14 protein-coding genes and 1 tRNA gene are annotated in these 23,162 nt (G+C 35.9%); 5 read left to right on the forward strand and 10 right to left on the reverse strand.

What is annotated here, in order from left to right:
* Positions 1-4: 4 nt before the first annotated feature.
* From pth to PQO00_RS01845, 3 genes are all read right to left on the reverse strand, one after another.
* Entirely contained in the window at positions 5-631 is a 627-nt protein-coding gene (gene pth / locus PQO00_RS01835; protein WP_274183115.1) for an aminoacyl-tRNA hydrolase, read from the reverse strand.
* 79 nt (positions 632-710) lie between these two features.
* Entirely contained in the window at positions 711-1,352 is a 642-nt protein-coding gene (locus PQO00_RS01840) for a 50S ribosomal protein L25/general stress protein Ctc (RefSeq protein WP_274183116.1), read from the reverse strand.
* Positions 1,353-1,518: 166 nt separating this feature from the next.
* Positions 1,519-2,460, reverse strand: a complete 942-nt coding sequence (locus PQO00_RS01845; protein ID WP_274183117.1) for a ribose-phosphate pyrophosphokinase — start codon at positions 2,458-2,460, stop codon at positions 1,519-1,521.
* Positions 2,461-2,723: 263 nt separating this feature from the next.
* On the opposite strand from PQO00_RS01845, the gene PQO00_RS01850 reads away from it, so the two are divergent.
* The 5 genes from PQO00_RS01850 to PQO00_RS01870 all read left to right on the forward strand — a co-directional run bounded on the left by PQO00_RS01850 (position 2,724) and on the right by PQO00_RS01870 (position 7,048).
* Positions 2,724-2,969 carry a GIY-YIG nuclease family protein gene (locus PQO00_RS01850; protein WP_274183118.1) on the forward strand — a complete coding sequence of 82 codons (246 nt, stop codon included), beginning with the start codon at positions 2,724-2,726 and terminating at the stop codon, positions 2,967-2,969.
* 16 nt (positions 2,970-2,985) lie between these two features.
* Positions 2,986-3,067: transfer RNA gene (locus tag PQO00_RS01855), tRNA-Leu, on the forward strand.
* Between the two features lie 402 nt (positions 3,068-3,469).
* Complete coding sequence (locus tag PQO00_RS01860) at positions 3,470-4,372, forward strand: DNA adenine methylase (protein ID WP_274183207.1); 903 nt, start codon at positions 3,470-3,472, stop codon at positions 4,370-4,372.
* A 554-nt stretch (positions 4,373-4,926) separates the two neighbouring features.
* Positions 4,927-6,471 (forward strand): Fic family protein, encoded by a 1,545-nt coding sequence (locus tag PQO00_RS01865; protein ID WP_274183119.1) that lies wholly within the window; start codon positions 4,927-4,929, stop codon positions 6,469-6,471.
* A gap of 292 nt (positions 6,472-6,763) precedes the next feature.
* Positions 6,764-7,048 (forward strand): hypothetical protein, encoded by a 285-nt coding sequence (locus tag PQO00_RS01870; RefSeq protein ID WP_274183208.1) that lies wholly within the window; start codon positions 6,764-6,766, stop codon positions 7,046-7,048.
* A 97-nt stretch (positions 7,049-7,145) separates the two neighbouring features.
* Here PQO00_RS01870 and PQO00_RS01875 read toward each other — a convergent pair whose 3' ends face one another.
* The 7 genes from PQO00_RS01875 to PQO00_RS01905 form a co-directional block, all read right to left on the reverse strand.
* Positions 7,146-9,341: a hypothetical protein gene (locus PQO00_RS01875; RefSeq protein WP_274183120.1), complete on the reverse strand. Its 2,196-nt coding sequence runs from the start codon at positions 9,339-9,341 to the stop codon at positions 7,146-7,148.
* Positions 9,342-9,772: 431 nt separating this feature from the next.
* Positions 9,773-11,950 (reverse strand): beta-L-arabinofuranosidase domain-containing protein, encoded by a 2,178-nt coding sequence (locus tag PQO00_RS01880; RefSeq protein ID WP_274183121.1) that lies wholly within the window; start codon positions 11,948-11,950, stop codon positions 9,773-9,775.
* A gap of 29 nt (positions 11,951-11,979) precedes the next feature.
* Positions 11,980-14,421, reverse strand: coding sequence for a glutaminase family protein (locus PQO00_RS01885; protein WP_274183122.1), 2,442 nt, complete (start codon positions 14,419-14,421; stop codon positions 11,980-11,982).
* A gap of 812 nt (positions 14,422-15,233) precedes the next feature.
* Positions 15,234-16,679, reverse strand: a complete 1,446-nt coding sequence (locus tag PQO00_RS01890) for an IPT/TIG domain-containing protein (RefSeq protein WP_274183123.1) — start codon at positions 16,677-16,679, stop codon at positions 15,234-15,236.
* Positions 16,680-16,755: 76 nt separating this feature from the next.
* Complete coding sequence (locus PQO00_RS01895) at positions 16,756-17,739, reverse strand: DUF4973 domain-containing protein (RefSeq protein WP_274183124.1); 984 nt, start codon at positions 17,737-17,739, stop codon at positions 16,756-16,758.
* 16 nt (positions 17,740-17,755) lie between these two features.
* A complete protein-coding gene (locus tag PQO00_RS01900) occupies positions 17,756-19,810 on the reverse strand; it encodes a RagB/SusD family nutrient uptake outer membrane protein (protein ID WP_274183125.1) in 2,055 nt (684 codons plus the stop codon).
* 11 nt (positions 19,811-19,821) lie between these two features.
* A complete protein-coding gene (locus PQO00_RS01905; protein WP_274183126.1) occupies positions 19,822-23,145 on the reverse strand; it encodes a TonB-dependent receptor in 3,324 nt (1,107 codons plus the stop codon).
* Between the last annotated feature and the right edge of the window lie 17 nt (positions 23,146-23,162).

Genomic DNA, 23,162 nt, shown 5'->3' on the forward strand with positions numbered 1-23,162 from the left:
TTAATTATTTCCCATTAAACGTATTCATTGTGATATTCATTCCTGCTAAAGCAAAGGATTTTATAAGCGCAACCGATGTATCTAAACGCTCTTTAAGTTTATCCGATTCTTCTTGAGTCCATTCCCCCAAAACATAATCAACCTGTCTTCCTTTTGAAAAGGCATCACTAATTCCAAATCTAAAGCGATTGTATTTAGTGGTATTTAATTTTTCTTGGGTATCCTTTAATCCATTATGCCCGCCATCACTACCTTTTGCTTTTAATCTAATGCTCCCAAAAGGCAGATTTAAATCGTCTGTAATGATTAATAAATTTTCCAAAGGAATTTTCTCTTTTGTTAACCAATACAATATGGCTTTCCCACTTAAATTCATATAGGTATTAGGTTTCAAAAAAATAAGTGTTCTCCCTTTTAGCTTATATACAGTAAGATCTCCTAATTTTTGGGTTTCAAAAGTTAAAGCTTCTTTATTTGCAAAATGATCTAATATCTTAAATCCAATATTATGGCGTGTATTGGCATATTTCTCACCAATATTCCCTAAACCAACTATTAAATACTTCTTCATTGTATCTTGTTCTTCTATTTCCTTTTTTTTCCTAAATAGTTTGAATAAAAACCGACACATAATTCTTATGTTTCTGTAAAAATAAAAAAGCATCCCGAATAATACAGGATGCTCTTAATATTTAAAATTAAGAATATATTTATTCTTGTGCTTCTGGTGCTTCTGCCCCTTCTGCTGCTGGTGCTTCTACTCCTTCTTCTAACTCTTCTTCATCGTCATCTTCGTCTTCGATCGCTACTCTAGAAGTTCTAACTTGACATACTACTGTATTATCTGTATGTAAAAATGTATATTTTTCACTTGGCAAGTCTCCTACAGCAACTTTATCTCCAATTTTTAAAGGCGAGATATCTATCTCGATAAAATCCGGTAAGTTTACAGGAAGTGCCTTAATACGTAATTTTCTATTGTTTCTTCTTAAAACACCACCATTTTTAACACCTCTTGAGTTTCCTACAAGTTGAACCGGAATATTCAAAGCAATTTCTTTATCTTCAAATAGTTGATAAAAGTCTATGTGTAAAATTCTATCTGTAACTGGATGGAATTGGATATCCTGAAGTACAGCATTTAAAGTCTCTCCATTATCTAAATTAATCACAACTGTATGCGCATTTGGTGTGTATACAAGTTTAGAGAAAGCTAATTCTGGTGCCGAGAAATGAACTGGCTTATCTCCTCCGTATAATACGCAAGGAACCTGACCAGCATTACGTAAGGCTTTTGTCGCTTTTTTGCCCACGCTTTCTCTTTGAGATCCGTTGATTGTAATTGATTTCATAATTGTTATTTATTATTATTTAATTGTATGATGTAAACTTTATTGAAACTAAACTTTATTGTAAAATTTAATATAATTTATATTTCAAGCCGTTTTCATTTTCTATTTATATATTAATAATGGTCCTTATCTAACACGCCTTCTTTTTGGGGAGGTTGGTAGGGAATTACATGACAAATTTTGAACTGATAGATTGATTGTTGTGAACTTTATCCATAACTTCTGCGAATAAGTCAGCACAACTTAAAACTCTAATTTTATCACTTTTTTGTGATAATGGTATAGAATCTGTTACTATGAGTTCTTCTAATTTTGAGTTTTCTATATTCTCATAAGCTTTTCCTGATAATATAGGATGTGTACAAATAGCTCTCACACTTAATGCACCTCTTTCCATCATTAAATCTGCTGCTTTTGTTAATGTACCAGCTGTATCAACCATATCATCAACTAATACGACATTTTTACCCGTAACGTCTCCAATTAATTCCATATGAGAAATTATATTTGCCTTGGCACGTTGCTTATAACAAATAACAACATCACTTGCTAGTGCTTTAGAATAAGCATAAGCTCTTTTAGATCCCCCCATATCTGGAGAAGCAATTGTTAGATTATCTAAATTCAAGCTCTTTAAATAGGGCAGAAAAATAGTAGATGCAAATAAATGGTCTACTGGTTTTTCAAAAAACCCTTGTATTTGATCGGCATGCAAATCCATTGTAATAATACGAGTTGCTCCCGCTGCTTCTAACATTTTAGCAACCAATTTTGCTGCAATGGGCACACGTGGCTTATCCTTTCGATCTTGTCTTGCCCATCCAAAATATGGCAATACTGCAGTAATATGCCTTGCTGAAGCTCTTTTTGCGGCATCTATCATTAACAACATTTCCATCAAGTTCTCTGGGCCTGGATTTGTAGAACCAATAATAAAAATTCTAGTTCCACGAATAGATTCTTCATACGATGGCTGAAATTCCCCATCACTATATGTTGAAGTAATGACATTGCCTAAATCCACACCAAATGCCTTAGCTATTTTTTCACCAAGAACTTTACTTTGGGTACATGCAAAAATTTTGGCTTCAGTATTTATAATTGGCATAGTTAACTTGTTGTTTTGCAGCACTAATACAGCACCTTATTTTAAACGAGGTGCAAATTTATACATTTATTTTAACCTAAAAAGTATATTGACTGGTATTTTTATGTTTAATATCGAAAAAATATATATTTTTGCTATTCGATATGCTCAAGTACCTGCCTAACGGCAGGTAAAGCGGATTTACCTACCGAAGGTAGGATTGGTAGACCTGTCGGCAGACAGGCAGGCGCGCTGGATTCAAAATCCTTACTACAATTTATGCTATGTTTTATGTTTATGCCATTTCAAGCCTTAACAAAAACTACATTTATGTAGGCTTAACCCAAAACCTTGAAGCCAGGATTGAAAGGCATAATCAAAAAAGAGAAAAAACAACAAGGGCTTATGTGACGTTTCAATTGATTTATTCAGAACAGACTGAGACCCGAATTGAGGCAAGAAAGCGGGAAAAATATTGGAAATCTGGAATTGGTAAAGAAAAACTTCGTTTAATTCGAGATAAAAGTTAAATTTGCAATCCAAAATGCTCAAGTGGCGGAATTGGTAGACGCGCTGGATTCAAAATCCAGTTTCTTCGGAAGTGTGGGTTCGATTCCCACCTTGAGTACATATAAAATCCGTAATTCATTAATAATTATATGATTACGGATTTTTACTTTTAATATTTGTACGATTGAATTAATTTTGCTGCTAAAAAACACAAAGTTTGTTTTACTAAAACACCTCTTACATTTTCTAAATAATTACTTAGAAGTGTAAATGAAATATATAAATTGCTTTCTACTGAGATATTATTCTATAATATAGCAAAATATAATAAAAGTTATTATATTTTAGAGTTGGGATTCTTAAATTTGAAAAAAACATTTGATGACTACAATACTGAAGGAAAGCAAAAAACAAGTTGAGCTATTAGATTGTAAATCTAAAATTCCACGTATAATAAAATATATGGGATCTAAGAGGGAACTTTTAGATTTTATAAAATGAAATTTACGATGGTGAGCCCATTTGCGATCTTTTTGCTGGGACTAGTGTTGTAAGTGGTGCTTTGGGGCATAATGTTAATACATACTCTAATGACATTCAAGAATATTCTGCTGTATTTGCAAAAACATATTTAGGTAATTATAATTGGGAAGAGTACCCAAGAATTATTGATGATGTGATAGTGATTGCTCAAGAGTATGTTGATAATGTAATGAAATCATATCCTGATTTAGTTTTTGATTATACAGATATTACTCTTAATGAATTTAATGCTTTAGAGCAATTACAACAAGATTTAATATCTCAAAATTTTGAAGATATTGAGCATCACTTATTTATTAAAAATTATTCGGGAACTTATTGGTCTTTCAAACAATGTTTATGGATAGATGCGCTTAGAGTAGCAGCAGAAGAATATTCAAATTCGCCAGTTTATTATCCATTATTGTCAAGTATAATGTATGCTATGGCTTACAATGCGCAAAGTACTGGGCATTATGCTCAATACAGAGATGCTAATAATATAGCTTCAATGGAAGATATTATTATTTATCGAAATAAAAGTATTTTACCTTTCTTTAAGAAAAAACTTAATGAATTGATTGAATATACTGGAAAGAATAAATACAATCATACTATCACTTCTTTAGATTATATTGATTGCTTAGATCACACTCCCAATGGAACGATAGTTTATGCTGATCCTCCATACACGTTTGTGCATTATTCAAGATTTTATCATGCGCTAGAAACATTGGTAAGGTATGATTATCCAGACGTTTTGTTTAAGGGAAGATATAGAACAGATCGACATCAATCTCCTTTTTGTAAAAAAACAACCGTTACTCAGGCATTTCAAGAAATGTTTGTGAAAATCGAGGAAAAAAAATCAAAATTAGTATTAAGCCTTCTTTATCCCTGATGAGTTCTGGACATAATTTTTCCACTATATTGGGTTTGTAAGCAACTATTCCTATTGTTTGTACATATTTGAAATCTCTTTCATTTAGACGAACTCCTTTTTTTGAGCAAAATTTTTTGAAATTCTGAATCAGTTTATCATTTTTTTCCAACTCCTGAATTTCTTGTTTCTTTAAATTCTCAAAATACTCTTTTTGAAAATCAGTATACTCCCTCATAGCAGTATTAAGTTTATTAAGAATTAAGTTGAAGATAAAAAATATTAATAATGAACATTCCATATCCCATAAATACATCTAAAAATAAGAGCAAACTCAAAAATACGGCCTCAATAATTGACGCTTTTTTACTTATTGTTCTGGATTAACAAATCTTTTTTAAGGACTTTAATTAATTGTAAATCAATAAATATTTATATATTTACTTCAATTAATAATAATCGCACATCGTTAATTAATAATAATTGCACAACATCAATTAATAATAATTACACATCGCTAATTAATAAAAACTACACGTTTTAAAAATAGTATAAATCCAGATTAAATTAAAAAAATGTCTACACCAGGAGAAAAATTAGCTGAATCATTAGAGCAATTAAAAACCATTCAAGATCAAGGTATAGTAGCCATAAAAGCATCAGATCTCACTAGGGTTCATCGAGAGCGATTGGTTAAGAATAATTTTATTCGCGAGGTCATTAAAGGTTGGTATATTGCTACACCATTTGATGAAAAAAAAGGAGACAGCACTTCTTGGTTTTCATCATTTTGGGGGTTTTGTGGGAGATATTTAGAAGATCGTTATGGAGAAGATTATTGTATCTCCGCTGAACAATCCCTCATGCTTCATGCCGGAAACGATTCCGTCCCTATCCAATTAGTCATACGCTCAACCAAAGGAAATAATTCACTAACATCACTATTATTTGGCACATCGTTATTTGTAATGAAATCACCCCTGCCAGATATAGCAGAAATCGAAATAAAAAATGGGGTAAGAATGGTGAATTTAGCATCCTCTATAATCCATTCAACGCCATCAATATTTACAAGACAGCCCATAGAAGCTAGAACAGCCCTTATAATGATTAGAGATGCCTCTGAATTATTAGGTATCTTACTTGATGGGGGGCATTCAACTATAGCGGGTAGGTTAGCAGGAGCATATAGAAATTTAGGTCAGGATAAAATTGCCGATGATATTATAAAAACCATGAAATCAGCCGACTATGATGTTAGGGAAACTGACCCATTTAAAGAACCCACGCCTATAAAGTTTGATTTAAGGGAACGGTCCCCTTATGTTAATCGTATTAGATTGATGTGGCATACCATGAGAAAAGAAATTATAGCCGTATTCCCAAAAGCACCTGGATTACCGGAAGATAAAGATTCTTATATTAAAGCCATTGAAGATATTTACACAACGGATGCTTATCATTCTTTATCGATTGAAAGATATACCGTGACACCTGAATTAATTGAACGTGTTAGAAGTGGTGCATGGGATGCTAAAGAGAATGAAGATGATCGTAAGCAAAAAGATGCCATGGCCGCAAGAGGATATTGGCAAGCATTTAAGGTCGTTAAAGAAAGTGTCATTCAAATTTTACATGGAGAAAACCCTGGGAAAGTAGTTGATAAAGATCATGGGGATTGGTATAGGGAATTATTAGCTCCAAGTGTTACTGTCGGTTTATTGAAGGCTTCTGATTTAGCCGGATATAGAAACATACAAGTTTACATAGGGCAATCAAAACATACTCCAATAAATAAAGATGGTGTGCGTGATGTTATGCCATTACTATTTGAACTATTAGAAAATGAAGAAGAGGCAAGTATTAGAGCAGTATTAGGGCATTTTATTTTTGTATATACACATCCATATGTAGATGGTAATGGACGCATGGGACGTTTCTTAATGAATGCAATGCTCGTCTCTGGAGGCTATCCTTGGACTGTAATCCCAACTGAAGAAAGGGATAGATATATGACTGCTCTGGAGAGCGCAAGCTTTGGGCAAAACATAAAACCTTTTGCTGAATATATTGCCTATTTAGTTACTGCTAGTTTAAAAGGAACGCCAATAGCTAAATAGAAATTAAAAGTTAAAATTGAAAAACATTAGAATTAGTGCTTTTTCGTTCAATTTGCAGCTAACTTTTCACTTAAATGTTAAAATTTTCATAAAAAGAGGCAAATTCGGTATCAGTGAAATTTGCTCCCTCTGAAAACACCAATAAATCCTAATAATTTCAAATTTCAGCTAGTTCCACCTTGAGTACTTTTTAGGTATTATCCTAATTCAAAAAACCTGTAAATATATATTTACAGGTTTTTTAATTTTAATCGATACCAAAACTGATTTTGGTTCTGGAAGCCACACTTATATTGAAGAAGGTGATGCCGATTTAAAGACATTTACCATAGATCACGATAGAGAATTTAAAATCCCTTTAATTAAAAGGACAACACAACTTATCAACGACGACTTAGTATTTTATGCTAGCCCGTGGAGTCCGCCTGCATTTATGAAAAACAAACAAAAACATACTTCAAGGCGGCAAGTTGTTGCCAAAATATTATCAAAATGGGGCTTCTGTTCCGCCTTCAACCAATATTTTAGACAAATGATTATTCCAAACCCTTTTTGCATTGGCTTTTGTAACCTCTAGCTTTTTTACGATTTCCAAGTTCATTTTGGTTGACCAACACTAACAATAAATACCAGTTATATATTTTTAATTTTTATTATTTTTTTCCTTTTTATGGCTATAAACTAAACATTACTTTTATTCCTTTAGGAGCGTTTTCAAATTGTAAATAATAGGTTTTTGAGTTACTATCCCAACTTGAACCTTTTGGCATGATTTCTTCTCCGTTTGAATTTAACAGTGTTACTTTTTTTGGCGAGGAAGGAAAATATACTCGCATGCTATTTATTGTATTTACTGGACTTTTACAAATAAATGTATATTGATTTTTTTCATGTTTTTCGTCTGAAATTCTGGCTGCAGTAGCCAATACCATAGGTTTATTTTTTTTATAAGCATGTGTTAAATCATACAGAAAAGCCTGTTCTCCCGGCACTATCATTTTTTCCGTAAAAACAGGTAAACGTGGATTAAAAAGATCAATCACTGGGCCTTGTGCAAAATAAGGTTCATCACTTACGCTTTCATCCAATACGGCAATCATTTTGTAAGGCCCTCTTTGAAGCACTAAATTGTTTTTAAACTGAAGGTTCTCTCCAATATTTTTAAAAGCTTGTTTTACTACATTAATAAACGTTATATCGCCACCTGTTTCCATAACAAACGCTTTTGGGTTTTGTCGTATAACAAATACTTCTCCTTTGCTAATATTGTAATTACCATTTTGAGCATTTAAGGGAAGCCCTAAATGTTTAAATAGATTCTCTGAAGGGACTTTGGATTTGTTCCGTTTTTGATTCCACCACTCCATGACGCCTTGATAAGGATCGTCGTCTTTTCCTGTATAAATTAAAACCCCACCATTTTTCACCCATTTTGCAAGATGTTTATGAACCACTTCTCCAAAAGGTTTCATGTTGGAATAACTCATAATTAAAACCTTTATATCTTTAAGGGTTTCATCGTATCCTAAATTTTCCATGTGAACGGTTTGCACTGGAATCCCTCTTTTTAAAAGTGGTAATGTTTGACCGTAAAAATTTGAAAAGCGTGAATCGTCATACCCATCATGTATTGGAAATCGTTGAAACATCATGGAGTTTCCCATAAGTACACCAATACCATTGTTACCACTAACCTTGTTTTTTGATACTTTAATATCATTTAGGGCATTAATCATAACTTGCATTTGGGTAGAATAATTATGGGAAATAAGTTCTTGCTTGTTTGAACTTGCCACTTTGTAAGGCCTTGTATAAATGCGTTCTGGCCATGGCATGACTTCGTAATTTTCAATTTGTGGGTAAAGCAACTGAGCTGTAAAAGTTGCTTGATAATTTATTTTATAGTCATCCCATGTTTTTCTTCTGTCTTCGATAGGATCGGTTAAAAAAAACATTTTTCTGCCTGTAGGAGTTGTCATTGAAGCCATAGAGCCATACTCTAAAAAAGCATTCTCAAAAGTTCTTTCCTTAACCTTTCCGTTGTAATAGGTAGCTTCACGAGAAGTACCCGTCCAAACCTGGGCTATGTAGCCATCAATACCTGGTAAGGACGCTAAACTTGCTTCAGGACTTACAATCATCCATGAAGAATAATTAACCAACGAGTGTGTCGGTATGTATATTTTTACATCCAGTCCTTTTTTCTTACCGTAAGATTTGGCATATTGAGAAACCTCATCAATTGTTTTGTAATACAAATGGTATTTTAACTTGTTAGACAACCATGTATTTTCAGGGGATTCATGTTGAGGCCTCCAAGGGAATTTATAATAATCTTTCCATGCTTCCTTAAATGCTGAACTGTAACCTCCACGTGCCCAAAATTCTGGTTCTTCAAGATATATTGACGTTATACCAACATCAATAACACGCTCTATAACTTCTTTTTTTATATAATCAACAAAACTTTTTTGAGGAACTATATATGGCACATTCCTACCATGCCAGATAGTATCTCCATTTTTTTGTACTTGTCCTTCACCTAAGTGGTTCTGTCCATCCCATTTCCCTAAAAAGTAATCCTGATAAGAACCCCACGCAATTCCCGTCATAAAATGGGCAGTATATCCTTTTTCCTGCCATGATTTTACCCTGTTCTCAAAAACAGATGAACCATCATGATCTGACGGATTACCATTTACACCATAAACTATGGCAACATCTGACCGAATATCAATTTCTGGCATCCATTTACTTGATGTTTGAAAAGCTGTTTTGGCTTTTTCATGATTAGCTTTTTCTTGTGCCGAAATTAATTGGATAAATAAACACGCTATTAGTGTAGCTATTTTTGGACTGTTGTATTTCATTTATGTTTTATTTAAAATAATCAAGCGCTTAACATTTTTAGAAATAATACCAATTATTACTCAAAACAACCTCAATGGATTAATTTATTAACATAAAAACCCATCGAATGCTTAAAAGCCAATGGTCACATTTAGCTATTCATTTTGGTTATCCCATCGAAACCTTTAATCATTCTGGTTTTTGAAATTAATGATTGGATAGCTCAATCTACTAAAACGATTTATTTATCCAAAAGAAATCGCGAAAAATTTATTTGTTCTTAAGTGATGTTTCTAATATAAGTTCGCCGTCTTCTAAAATTTCTTGATGGGTAAACCAGTTTCTTTTTAATGCTTTACCCATGATCTCCTGAGGTCCTCAAAAACACGTTTACACTACAAAAAGTAACTGTACTCTCAATATTGTTTTATTGTATGCCATTAAATCGACCTTAATTTGACTTCCACTCTTTGGCGTCCTCGCCATTTCCTATTACAGGAAAAGCCGTTATTCTTAATCTTGCAGCACCCATGGGAACAAGTTCTACACTCTCGGTTTTTTCTAACGATTTTACTGGACTATCCTGTAACTCGCTAACCAAATCATGTTTGTCTATGGTCCACTTAGGAATCCTTTTTGCCTTAGCCTTTAAAACAATAGGTGTGCTGGCTGGTGTAAAAGGATAGTTGCTTTCTGGCCACTTTCTGGTTTCTATGGTAAATGAGTTTTCTGGTGTTTCTTCATCTAAAAGCAATCCGTAATTCCACGGTGTAGAAGGATAAATTTCGTATGACGGCCATTTTTCTTTATCGACACCTTCTTGCCATTGGGAATCTCCAATAGCGGTTTTGTCGCTTTCTTTTCGTATATAATTTTCATCTATATTAAGGCTAAAGGTAAGCGGACCATAATCTATACTCACACTGTTATGGTTTTCTTTCCACTTACGCACTTTTAATTCTTTTGGTAGTGAAAGAATGACGACATCGCCATCTTTCCATTCTCTATCGATCTTGGCATATTGTCCAGAGATTATGGCCATATCTACCGTTTTATTATTGATTGACAACAAAGCGTTTTTGCACCATGAAGGAATACGTAAATACAATGGAAAACTAATTTTTTCTGAAGCGTTAAAAGTAAATTTCAAATCATCTTCAAATGGGTATTGGGTCTCTAGGGACAACTTTACTTCTTTTCCCTGAGCCACTTTTGCTTTTACCTGAGACGGTACATAGATGGTGGCTGCTAGCCCATTATCTGGTGTTGCCATCCAAGAATTTTCCACTAAATAAGGCCATCCTTGTCCGTGATTATGTTGACAACATCTGGAACTAAACGGATTCATCATTAAAAAAGGCCCTTCGTTCATAATGCCAGGTCTATGGTTTTTATCATCATTGATGACCATATTGGGACTTGTAATGTATCTAAGAGATTTTAAGTCGGGCATCATAGTAGCAGGAAATGTGTTAAAAGTAATTTCCTCTGTGTGATCAGCCCAAAAGGGATCTCCCGTGATCCTCAAAAGGTGTTCATTTGAATTCATTTGTTCCACCACCCCACAGGTTTCTATACCTTGTCTAGGATCATCGTAACCCGGTCGGGCATTTTCATCGGCTCCGAACATGCCACCAGGAACCTGACCGAAATGTTTCCTGATAATATCAAAGTTTTCGTATGTAGCGTTTAGGTCTTTAGTGTTGTGGCTTAACTGATAGTACTGTGCGGGTTCCCTAAAACCTTGGGCAACATTTACGTTATGCCAATCTACCAAATTAGCGTACCACTCTGGCCACTCGGTACCTTCCCGTTTTTCTTTCCAGTTCTTAATGTCATCTAAGGTGTTATCTCTTTTGCTCCATGGTGCGGTATTTCTGTGTATTTTATCAACCAATTCCAAAAGCCATTTTTCGCCCGTTCTATTATATAGCCAAATGACACTGTATAAATTGTCGCCTCCTCTTACTCTTTGCCAATAATGAATTTTTGATAGCAATTGATCATCTGGCAAGCCCAACTGGTATTTAAAATATTTGGACATGAAGCTTAACACTCTGGCATCGTTGGCATACTCGTAATAGGATTGCAAACAGTAAAGCATTATCATATTTGGCCAGAAATCCTGGGATCCATCACTACCTAATCTAACAGGGCCAAAATTCCCGTCAGCTCGTTGGCTACTCATGGCTGCTTCAATCCATTCTTTGGTCTCAGAAATCATTTTCTCATCTTGAAGGATATAGGCTGTATTCCCATAACCTTTTAACCAATAAGGAACTTCTTCCCATCCCCATGCACCATTTCCGTTATTTGAAAGCCACGCATTATTCTCTTTTTGGAGCCATGCACTTATTTCTCCAAGATGCCCTAAAAGACCGTTTGCTTGTCTTTCCAATGTTTCTTTCATCCAGCCTTTTGGAGTTACAGCACCAACAGGCAGTTTAATTAAAGCACTTGAAACTAATGGTTTTTTATTGCTAATGTAGTTTACATTAATACTGCTAGTATCTGGTATTTTTTGGTTTGATACTTGTTCTACCTTTGTGTTTAGTGAGTTGCATGACACAAGCAACACTATAAAACCACATACAGCCCCAAGAAAGTATTTCGTTTTTTTGAATATCATAAAATTAAGTTTGTAAAAATTATAGAATGTTATTTATTTTTCCAATTTTCAGCAAGTAGTTTGATAAAATACCCTCCCACTACACTTCTAGCTTTAAAGCCTCTTTGTCTTCCACTAGAGGTCATGTGCCAATCGCTCATGGGAACACGGTCTTTTGTTTCGATAGCAAATTTATATACAGGGTTTGCTATTTCCTTAAAAACGGATTCATCATCTGTTAAAGTCGCCGTCCATAATATCCAATCAGATTTTGTGTAATCGGATCTGTTATCAAGTGGTAAACCATAAGCATTTTGCTTGGTCAAGTAATACTTTAACTCTTTATCTATAACACTTTCAGGAAAGGTGTTTAATCCCATAATTTTGTCCCAAACCAAATTATATTTTTGGCTCCATGTATTCTTGTCATCAAATGTTAATGCATAATGATCTCCTGCATCGGCCAGCTGCATCCATTCCTTTGCCATTTTTTTGGACATTTTAGAATACTTATCAGCTATAGCCTTTTTACCCAATTGTTCAGCTAAATAGCCATATCCTGCAATGGCTACTATAGCCTTAATCGAAAGGTTTGCGTTTCTAGCCAAATGACCTGCAAAATCATCTGTACATAATTGGTTTGCTGGATCCAATCCTTCTTTTTCTAAATAATTTACCCAAGAGGTTAAGGTGTTCCAGTGTTTTTCAGCATAACTTGCATTGCCCTCTGCCATGGCTATGGCTGCTGTTAAGATTAACATGTTTCCAGCTTCTTCTACAGGCATATCCCCTCCATAGGTTTGCCCAGTTGCAATAGGATATGTTCCCAAATCGTGTGCAGGGAAAGGTTTTTTCCAGTGACCGCTCTCTGTGTAATAAAAAATACCGTTGAGCATTCCTTTTAATAGATCTGGATTGTACACTAAATATTGTGGTGCTGATGGATAGGTGACATCAACCGTATTAATTGAGCCGTTGCTATTATTCTCTTTTGAGAGAAATAAGATTTCCCCTTCTGGGCTTTGAACCAGTTTATGGGCTGCTATACCTTGGCGGTAAGCTATTTCTAAAATGTTTGCGTATTCCTCTCCGCCTGCTTTTGTAGCATCTTTATATAGTTTTTCATCAAAATTCACGCATTTTTTTATGATATTTTTATGTTCTTTATGAGCAGATTTGAGTTCCTTTTCTATAGTACTGCTATTGTCTCTATTCCACCACGGACGAAGCATGGTTCCAAAATAATTAATGGAATATACATCATCATAGCCCAACATAACAGTTTCCTTTACAGGTGAATTTGACACTTTCCCTGTATTAATTATAGTGTTTAAAAATAATTTTTTGTCGTTAATTTTGGAGTTTCTATCCATAGAAAAAGGATTTGTTAAAAACTCATTTGAAACAAACTGTTCTACAGATTTTTTATTGGGAACAGCCATATATAAATAGCCCCAATCTATTCTTAATTCATCGCCTTTTTTTCTTAAAATAGGCTGTTCTACTGTACCTGTTTTTAAAATACTTAACTTTCCTGAATTATATTGTTCTGCAGTAACTTTTTGAGCTGTATTGTTTACTGCAATATCTGAAGACGCGCCAAAGAACAATTTGGTTTCATGTGCTTTCCCGTCATTGGACTTAATTTCGGTATCTATGTACGATACTGGACGGGACATGAGGTCTAAATCATCCAATAATAAAGGCGAAGTGAATGTAAGTTTAACATCTACACCTCCACATTCAAACTCATAAATAGTTTGTGTGGCATTAAACTCTATATTTTTTTGTGTGGCTTTTACAGTAGAGTTGGGCAATTCAATTCTTTCAACAATACCTGCATCCAAGTAAGCACCACCTGCATTATTTACAACATGCATGGCCAGCACATTTTTACCTTTTTTAAGTTTACTGGAAAGCTTTTCTCCTAAAGAAACCATTCTGTAAGCATCGTTACAACATCCTGCTTGGTAAACCAATTCACCATTAACGTAAAGTGAAATATCATCATCGTTTCTCACTTTTAGAACAGGCTCGAAATTTGTGTCCTCAAGATTAAACTCTCGCCTCACCCAAATATCCCTACTTTCCCACATCGTTTTTGATACGCCTTCAATGTTTCCAATTGGTGCTGTGGCAGTATTCCAATTACTATCATCAAAATCAAATGTCATCCAATTGTTTGCTGGTTTGGATTCGGTAAACTTTACTTGATAATTTTCTTCATCGGCAGCAGAGAGCACCTCTTTGTACAAATCACTTTTCTTTCCTAAAAACCGATATGTTTTTCCATCCACTTTAATCATTCCCATTAACGAATGGTCCCTACCCGTCCAATGTTTTGTGGTTTCTTCATTAACCTCATCACTCATGGACCAAATACTAAAATAAGGGTCGTGGGTTATTAAAGGATACGCTGGTGCCTGGCGTTGTTGAGCATTTATTAATAACGAAACAAACGTAAATGATGAAAGTAAAAGTTTTTTTAACATGTAGTTGAATTTTTTTTTATTGAAATTTATATTTTGGGATCGTGTGGTATTCTTGACCTATAAGTTTTGGTGTATCATTGCTGCTAAAATACCCACAATCAAACTATATAGCTAAATCGATATAAAATAACATGAACCTTCAGAGTAAAAAACCGAATTTCTTCGTTAAAAATACTCGCCGTAACTAAGCTATGCCTGTGCTTTTTAACTAGAACTTCAATTTTTTATATCTAAATATTCTATGCCATTTTATATCGACTTAGCTATCAATGTGTTTTAAATTTTTCATAGACATAATCATATATTTATACTAACTTAAAATCCTTTTTATTTCTATTTGTATCCCAAATCATCTTGTTAATTAATTATTAAAATAACGTGAGTTCGATGTAAGCATAATATTATTAAGCTGATTATCAAAAATTTAACCTTGATTGTCAGGTTGAGCACTTCGGTAAACTCAGCACAGGCTCTGTCGAAACCCATTTAAATAGCGGTTTTAATGTCCTTTCGACTTTAGTTTATGCTGAGCCTTTCGACTTCGCTCAAGATAAACTATAGCCGAAGTACTCAAGGCGACAAATAGCATTATTAGTGAATTTATTGTTAAAAACTCCCTTGCCTGCCTGTCGGCAGACAGGTTTTAAATCGAACTCACGTTAAAATACTTATAAAAATAGGCTTGAGCCTAAGCACATTGTGCGTCATAGGCTCAAGCCTCATTACTAAAACCAAGAATTATCCTTGCAAGAACGTTTTTAATTTTATAAAGTCATTTTGACTTTTTTTATTATTTTTTATCGGTCTCGGAATTATTCCTCTTTTTCTTCAAGCGCTATTTTACGAATACGGTGATTCGCCTGGTCTCCGATGTAAAAAGCCTTTTCTTCCTCATTATAAGCAATTCCTGACGGTCTGTCAAACCTAGCTTCCTCTCTCAGGTCGCCGTTTACATAACCCCATGGATCAGGGTTAATACTTGAGCTTCCCCTTCCAGCAAATGTGGTCACACTACCTTCTGGTGTCAATTTTCGAATAGCATGGTTATGCTGATCTGTAAAATAAAAGTCATACTCGTCCGGTTTACCTGCTTCAACATAGTCGTCATTTTTCACAAATACGCCTTGGTAGGGGTTTCTCACACGAACACTAGAGCCAACGCCATCCTGATAACCAGGGCTTCTAAGTTGACCGCATACCAGATAGGGTTGATTAAATTGTTCCTTTTCCCAATTATAATCAAGCCGGAGGATGTAGTGCTGATTAATAACCATAATATAGGCGTAATTTCCGGATGGATGTATAAAAGTCTTATATTCCCATCCTGGATCATGAACCACAAACAGGGTTTCGTACTCTTTATCTCCAAGTCCTTCGTCGAAATATTTATTCAGATCAAAACGGAAAAACTGACCCTTCTCATAACTGTTGAAATACAGTTCTCCATTGACTGGATGAACCGATGCACCATTACATTGCCTGTATCTCGTTAAAACCTCCCTGTCTTGCCAATCTTGGTCGCGCGACAATCGGTATGTTGCCCGGTCATTTTCACCGCCACGGTCTTCTGCAATAATCATGTATTGACCATCATTCGTAAAATCAATACTCCTTGGTCGGTCAAAATCCGAGCGTTTTTTGGTTACTGTACTATCTGCTAAATTGATTAGGTAAAGACCATTATTAAAGTCGAATACTACCCATAAATGCTTTGGATTGAGCGGATCAAACTTCATAAATGAAGGCTCCCAAAACCCACTCGCCATCTCATTCTCGTTATCAGACATGAATACACCGTCTTTCCAGGGTTCATCACCCCGGTCATTTTTGTACCCGACCACGGTAGATACCACCATCTTGCGCTGATAGTCAAAATCTGTGTCCGAATAAGCAATTACCTCACTATTATCTTCCCCTATACGTACTTCAATATCACCGTCAAATGCTTGCTGGGGTACCAAACAGTAAAGCGACTCACCATTTACACTAATCACAACGGCCTCTTTACCACCAACTAAAACTGTTACTATGCTGGGGTCTGTTCCAAAGTTCTGTCCGTAGATAACAAGACGCTGGCCTGCACCACCTGATTCAGGGGTGAAACCAGAAACCACAACGGGTTTCGAAGCGTCAAAGGGCGGATAAGTCATCTCTTCCTTATCATCACTTTGACAACCATAAAAGCCAATACTTACAAAAGCCAATATTAAACAAAGAGCATGAAATCTCCATTTATTGTATATTATATTTAAATACATAGTTTTTAGATTTTAAATTCACAATATTTACTGGGTTTATTTCCCATTTTTTCAACTGTATCGTTACGTTCCATTATTACCATTCTATTTGTTGGTCTTCATCTGGAATCTGAGTATTTAATTGACGCTCTAGAATCAACGATCCCGAAACTTTGTAATTAATATTTACATTAGGTACCAAAGTATAATCTGAAAATTCATAATCGATATTATTAATGGTTAAATATCTATGTAAAAGATAAGGACGAATATCATCCGCTTGTTCAGAGATTGTATAACTTGCATCTTTATTTAGCTGAAAGTTCATATCTGGGTTATCTGCAGAGAATGTAACGCCGCCAGTTTCGTCAAAAGTTGCATAAATTTTATAATTTTGGCGATCTTGACGTTCATCATCTATATTACCTGCATAGAAGAATATGGTATTCTCATTCACCACATAGGACTTTATTTCCGCTTTTACAAGAGGCGTCTCATTTTCATAGCCTTCCATCACGGTCTTGAGTGCAGTACCGCTATAGGTCCCGGAGTAGTCGTTAAAAGGGTTAATGCGTAAAAGTGCTTTTCGATAATGTTTCCGCGGATTTGCAACATAACCATAAGATGGATCATCTTCGATAGTTATGGGTAACACCCACTTATCTACCATATCGATGTCCTTTAATGTAAAATCGATAGCCATTAACGACGTATCCTCACCAGCTTTGATCTCTACAGTAGAAGGCATCGTATAATATTCACTATTTAGCTCCTTGTAATAAAAATCTTCCCGACTTTGAAAGCGCTCATAATTTAGTACATTCAACGTATCGGAGTCTATAGCGACATGTACTGTTATGTCTTGAGCGTTTGTTTTAGACCCACTCACGATCAAAGGTTGCTGGAATGTCGTTTTCTCATCTCCCTTATAGCGAACATAGATATCGCTAACGCCTTGATTTGTTATAGGAGCCTTGAATGATATATAATTTTCAAATTGCTCTTCGGTCCACTCATCATTACATGAACTGCCAATTAAAAGCAGCGTGAGTGAAAGAAACAGTATAAATGGTTTATTCATGATGATATATGTTTTATTAATCGTTGTAATTCCATCCTGGATTTTGAGTAAGACGGTTATTCCGTTTGAGTTCGGTTAAGCTAATCGGCCAAAACCACATCTTATCTGCAAAGGTGGTTTCGAGTGCCCATACAGCTACAGGTTGATGAAAAAGATCTCGTTCCTCACTATTCATAAGAACATTACAACCATATATAGGTAAAGACTCTTCTACAGGAGCATCCATCCACCGGCGCAGGTCGTAATAGCGCTGCCCTTCTGCTAAAAGTTCAATAAAACGTTCTCGCTTCAACCTTTTTCTTAGTTCATTCTTGTCATTGTATGCACTGGCCGAGTAGTCTGGTACACCGGCGCGGATACGTACAGGATGAATCCCTCTTTGTATTTCGGTGATATTGCGCGTGATATTGTAATTTCCGCCATTCCATGAAGGCATGTTGTACGACCCATCCAATTCATTCAACGCTTCTGCATACATAAGCAAAATATCTGCATAACGAATGGCAGGTTCGGATTTAAATACAATCTTATTAATATCTCCACCCTCATAAGTATCGCTCGGATGCACATATTTTTTTACTCCAAAACCTGTTCGTAACCAATATGCATTGGATGAATTAAATCCGTTTCCTTTAGCATTATTACGGTAATAAAACGCCTGTTGGTTACGGTTACGTTCTTGAGACTCATTTAACAATGGCCAGAAACTACCATTGAAGGCCACAGATGCATAAAACCTGGGTTCACGATTAGCATACTGTAAAGAAACATCAGCTCTTAACGGTCTGTAACGACCAGCATCATAATCCTCCTGTGTCACATAACCACTTATCCGTTCGGAACCATCCCCACGACCAATTTCACTATCCTTACCAGGTACATCGCTACCATCATTCATAGCATAAGCATCTACCAACTTTTGTGTTAACCCATGCGTATTCCAACCTGTAGCAGATCGTGGCAATTGATGAGCAACCATGGCTCTTATATCTTCTCCGTCTTGATTATTACCTCTAGTAAAAATCAATTCTGGATTTCCTGAAGGAGGTAAGGTACCGTCAAATACCTGAGCATATGATTTGGCTGGATCAATATCTGCCCATCCTTCTGGCCAGGCTTTTTCAGAAAAATTATTATCATCAGGAGGAATAACTGTAGCATCCTCACCTGTTTCCTGAACAGGTACCGTGTATAAATGGTATACACCAAGTTCAATCACATCTCTGGCTGCAGCAGCTGCTTTTGCCCATTTTTCCTCTTGGTAATCTGGAGAAAGCAACTGGTTTCCCTGATCATCAACTAATTGTGTAGCAAAATTTGAGGTATTTCCATTTGCCAACGGACTGGCCGCATAAATCAATGCTTTAGCACGGGTAGCCAAAGCTGCTCCAACAGATGGTCTGGCAGAACCATCTTGACCACGCACCATACCTCTTGCCTCCATTTCTTGCGCAGCAAGTAACATTTCACTACTTATAAACGCTGCGCAATCTTCGTAAGTACTACGTGGAATAGCCAGTTCATCGTAACTATCTGCATAATCCAAGCCTTCGTCCGGTAACAATGGTATAGGGCCATATTTACGTAATAGCAACCAGTATAGGTAAGCTCTTGCAAATCGAGCCTGACCTCTGTAGTCATCAATTTCATCTTCGGTCATCTCTATATTCATGTAAATATTATGAATGAAAGTAGATGCATTGCGAATACCACGATAACACTGGGTCCAGGTATCTTGTTTATCATTTTCATTATATTGCCCCATTCTGAACATATTGTAGGAAAGCTCATTTTTTGATGGGTCATAATCACTATCTCTATCGCCGTAATACATATCATCGGCAAAATTATGAGGTGTTACCCCTTTACTTGCAACATCGGCATTGATCCCTTTTAGTTCTTCAAATACGTGGGCAAGCCATTCTTCTGAATATACTTTGCCTTCAAATACCTTTTCTTCTGTGAGGCGATCTTTGAAATATTGGCCAGAATCAAGGTAATCACTACAAGAAGACATTAAACCTGAGCCACATACAAGTAATAAAACAGTATATATTATTTTTTTATTCATCATTTTTCAGTTTACAGATTAATACTAATTCCCATTGTAATGGATTTGGCAGGAGGGTAATCTTCTCCTCGAGGGGTAGCTAATTCCGGATCCCAAAGTTTGAATTTAGACCACGTTAACAAATTGGTTCCAACCACATATAATCTAATATTTTCTACTTTCATTCGACTTGTGAGGCTTTCAGGTAGATTATAGCCAACATCTATGGTCTTAAGACGCAGATACCTACCATCTTTCAACCAAAAAGTTGATTCCCTAAAGTTGTTAGGGTTGGGCCCAAAGCTCAATCGAGGATAGGAGGCATTAGGATCTTCGGTAGAAGGATCTCCCGAAATATCAGCAGAAATCCAACGGTTATCTCCCATAACTCCTTCCATAACTTGTCCCCACTCTCCTTCGCTAAATGCATGCACGGTCTTTCCATAGGTTGAAAAAGTAGATTTACCTGCACCTTGAAAATGAACTCCAAGGCTAAATCCTCTCCAATTGGCGGAAGCCCCTACTCCGTATATTAAGTTAGGACGTCTGGTTGCACCTATTGCCACGCGATCGCCATCATTAATAACACCATCACCATTTACATCTTTATATTTGATATCTCCTGGTTGATAATCTCCAAACGTTTGCGTAGGGCTGTTTCGAATATCATCATAATCTTTAAACATACCTAAAGCTATTAACCCTCTAGATTGGTCTATACGAAAACCTTCTTGATTTTGATAGGGGTAAACATTATTTTCTTCATCCCTTTCAATAATTTCATTTTTGCTATAAGTAACATTGCTCCTTGCGGTTAAGACTAACTCTCCAAGTTGTTTCCTGAATTGGAAACGCCCGTCGAAACCACGTGATTTTACGATACCTACATTAGCTCTTGGCGTACTTTCCAATCCGACCATACCAGGCAAAAAATTCCTTGCCATGTAAATACCGGTACGTTCCTCGTCAAAGAAATCTAAATTTGCTGTAATGTCCCTGGTTTCTATATCAAAACCTAGATTTTGTTTTGTTGCCACCTCCCAAGTGACATTGGATGAAGCTACTTGCGAATACCTGATGCCTCCATAATATCTATCAGAGCCATAGTCTGCCCACTGATAGCCGCCAGTAGGATCTCCATCGTCATTAAAAATCTCTGAGATCGTGTATAAATAAGGAAAACGTTCGCCTCCCAGTAACTGATCGTTTCCTACTTTACCGTATGAATGCCTAATTTTAAACAATTTAATCCAACTTAAATGATCTTTCATGAACTCCTCTCCGGCTATATTCCAGGCAAATGAAACAGCAGGAAAGAAACCATACTGGTTTCCAGGAGCAAAATTCTCTGAACCTGTATAACCGAAATTGAAGTTGAAAAAATAGCGATTTTCCCAGTTATAAAGAACCCGTCCAGACAAGCCTTGATTTCTTCTGGAAATACCGTTTTTGATATCATCGCCAAGATCAACTGTCTGTACAAACGCATCACGGGTTAATCGTACAGCTCCACCAAGATTATGGCTACCAAAATTACGGTCATAATTAAACATCAGATCATAAAATTCAAGTCTGTTACCCGATGAACTACTGGACTGAGTCAATTCACTTGGATCAGAAACCTGTGTAAACACCAAATCTCCGTTTGCATCACGGGCCCGGGCAGCTCGCCATTGCTCCGGCCATTTGCGGCGTTGTATGTTGTTCGTATTTTGGATGTCATAGCCCACTATTCCTCTCATACGGAGGCCTTCTGTAATGAAGCTAAAATCCTGTTCAACAGTAATATTGGTTTGGACATTATTCACCCAATTCTCATTAAACCCTGTTTGGGTAGCCATTACCCATGGGTTGGTCTGGTTTCCCGTTCCAATTGACGGTACATAGCCATTTGAATAAAGGACAGGCGTACGAATAGGGGAATAGCCAAATAGCGAACCCCAAAAATCAGCATCGCCAAGTCCGGGGCTGTTCCTTTTACTAAGAGAACCTGCAACGCCAACTTTTGCCACTGTTGTACTGGTGATATTAAAATCTGCATTGAGGCGGTAGTTCCAGCGTCTGTAATTTGCATTGGTATTATAATCGTCTTTCAGTGATTTATCGACTTCATACATCCCACCTTCGTTTACATAACTGCCCGAAACATAATACCGGGAAGTTGGCCCACCACCACTCATATTCAAATTAGCACGATATGTCATGCTTCCATCTCTTAGTAATCGGTCTTTCCAATCTACATTTGGATATAAATCGGGGTCCAGACCCAAACGTAAAATTTCCAATTCTTCTGGCTGATAAATGGGCCCTTCGTTACGGGTAATACGCGATTCATTTAACAGATTAGCATAGGTGATACCATCTACAAAGTTAGGTGTAATAGTTCGGGTATTGTAAATGAATTCATCTTTAAAATTAATTCTTATTTTGCCGTCACTTCCTCTTTTAGTGGTAATCAGTATCACGCCATTTGCTCCTCTGGAACCATACATAGCTGTTTCCGAAGCATCTTTTAATACAGTGATCGTTTTAACATCTTCAATGTTCAGTTCATTTAAATCACGCTCGATATTATCTACCAAAACCAGGGGACTGCTACCGCCTCCGAAAGTAGATATTCCACGAATCCAGAATTCAGAAATGTTCTTTCCCGGTTGACCTGATTGCATCATGCCCATAACACCCGCCACATTTCCAGCGAAAGCATTTGATATACTCGAGGTAGGGTTTGATTTGACATCTTCTAAATCTACAGTAGAAATCGCACCAGTTAGCGTTATTTTTTTCTGCTCACCAAAGCCTACGACAACAACTTCATCCAAACTGTCGGCTTCTTCAACCAGAACAATGTCAAGTTCTGTTTTTCCCTTTATCGGAACTTCTTGTACAGTATAGCCAATATAGGAAATAACCAATATGGCATCCTCATTTGTAACATTTATAGAGAAATTACCATCAAAATCGGTTACAACACCATTGTTCGTTCCTTTTTCAAGAATACTTGCACCAGGTAAAGGGGTATTGTCCTGAGCAGAAGTAATATGGCCTTTTATTTCTATCTGTTGTAATTTTGGTGTTAATGCCTCCCCGTCATTTAAAACTTTGTCCCCCTTTAACTTGTTATATGTTGAAAAATTGCTTGATAAAAATTCAGAGCTAGCTATTACTTCTAAGGCATTGACCTTTTCACTTAACTCATATTTTGAATTATTGATATTTGTATTTGCCTGAGTCTTAAATAATGATAATAAAAATAAAAATGCTAATAGTTTCCTTTTTAGATTTCTTCTAAAAAAGTAAAGAGAAGAATCCATGGTTATTGGATTTAACCTCTCCTTTATTATGATTTTTTTCATAATTTAGATTAGTTTAG

The organism is Flavivirga sp. 57AJ16 (assembly GCF_028736925.1).
In the GTDB taxonomy this organism is placed as follows: Bacteria; Bacteroidota; Bacteroidia; order Flavobacteriales; family Flavobacteriaceae; genus Flavivirga.

Coding starts and splice junctions, on each gene's coding strand:
- PQO00_RS01905 (WP_274183126.1), bottom strand. CDS start 23,145: ATGAAAAAAATCATAATAAAGGAGAGGTTAAATCCAATAACCATGGAT.
- PQO00_RS01850 (WP_274183118.1), top strand. CDS start 2,724: ATGTTTTATGTTTATGCCATTTCAAGCCTTAACAAAAACTACATTTAT.
- PQO00_RS01865 (WP_274183119.1), top strand. CDS start 4,927: ATGTCTACACCAGGAGAAAAATTAGCTGAATCATTAGAGCAATTAAAA.
- PQO00_RS01900 (WP_274183125.1), bottom strand. CDS start 19,810: ATGAATAAAAAAATAATATATACTGTTTTATTACTTGTATGTGGCTCA.
- PQO00_RS01840 (WP_274183116.1), bottom strand. CDS start 1,352: ATGAAATCAATTACAATCAACGGATCTCAAAGAGAAAGCGTGGGCAAA.
- PQO00_RS01890 (WP_274183123.1), bottom strand. CDS start 16,679: ATGTATTTAAATATAATATACAATAAATGGAGATTTCATGCTCTTTGT.
- PQO00_RS01875 (WP_274183120.1), bottom strand. CDS start 9,341: ATGAAATACAACAGTCCAAAAATAGCTACACTAATAGCGTGTTTATTT.
- PQO00_RS01895 (WP_274183124.1), bottom strand. CDS start 17,739: ATGAATAAACCATTTATACTGTTTCTTTCACTCACGCTGCTTTTAATT.
- PQO00_RS01885 (WP_274183122.1), bottom strand. CDS start 14,421: ATGTTAAAAAAACTTTTACTTTCATCATTTACGTTTGTTTCGTTATTA.
- PQO00_RS01845 (WP_274183117.1), bottom strand. CDS start 2,460: ATGCCAATTATAAATACTGAAGCCAAAATTTTTGCATGTACCCAAAGT.
- pth (WP_274183115.1), bottom strand. CDS start 631: ATGTGTCGGTTTTTATTCAAACTATTTAGGAAAAAAAAGGAAATAGAA.
- PQO00_RS01880 (WP_274183121.1), bottom strand. CDS start 11,950: ATGATATTCAAAAAAACGAAATACTTTCTTGGGGCTGTATGTGGTTTT.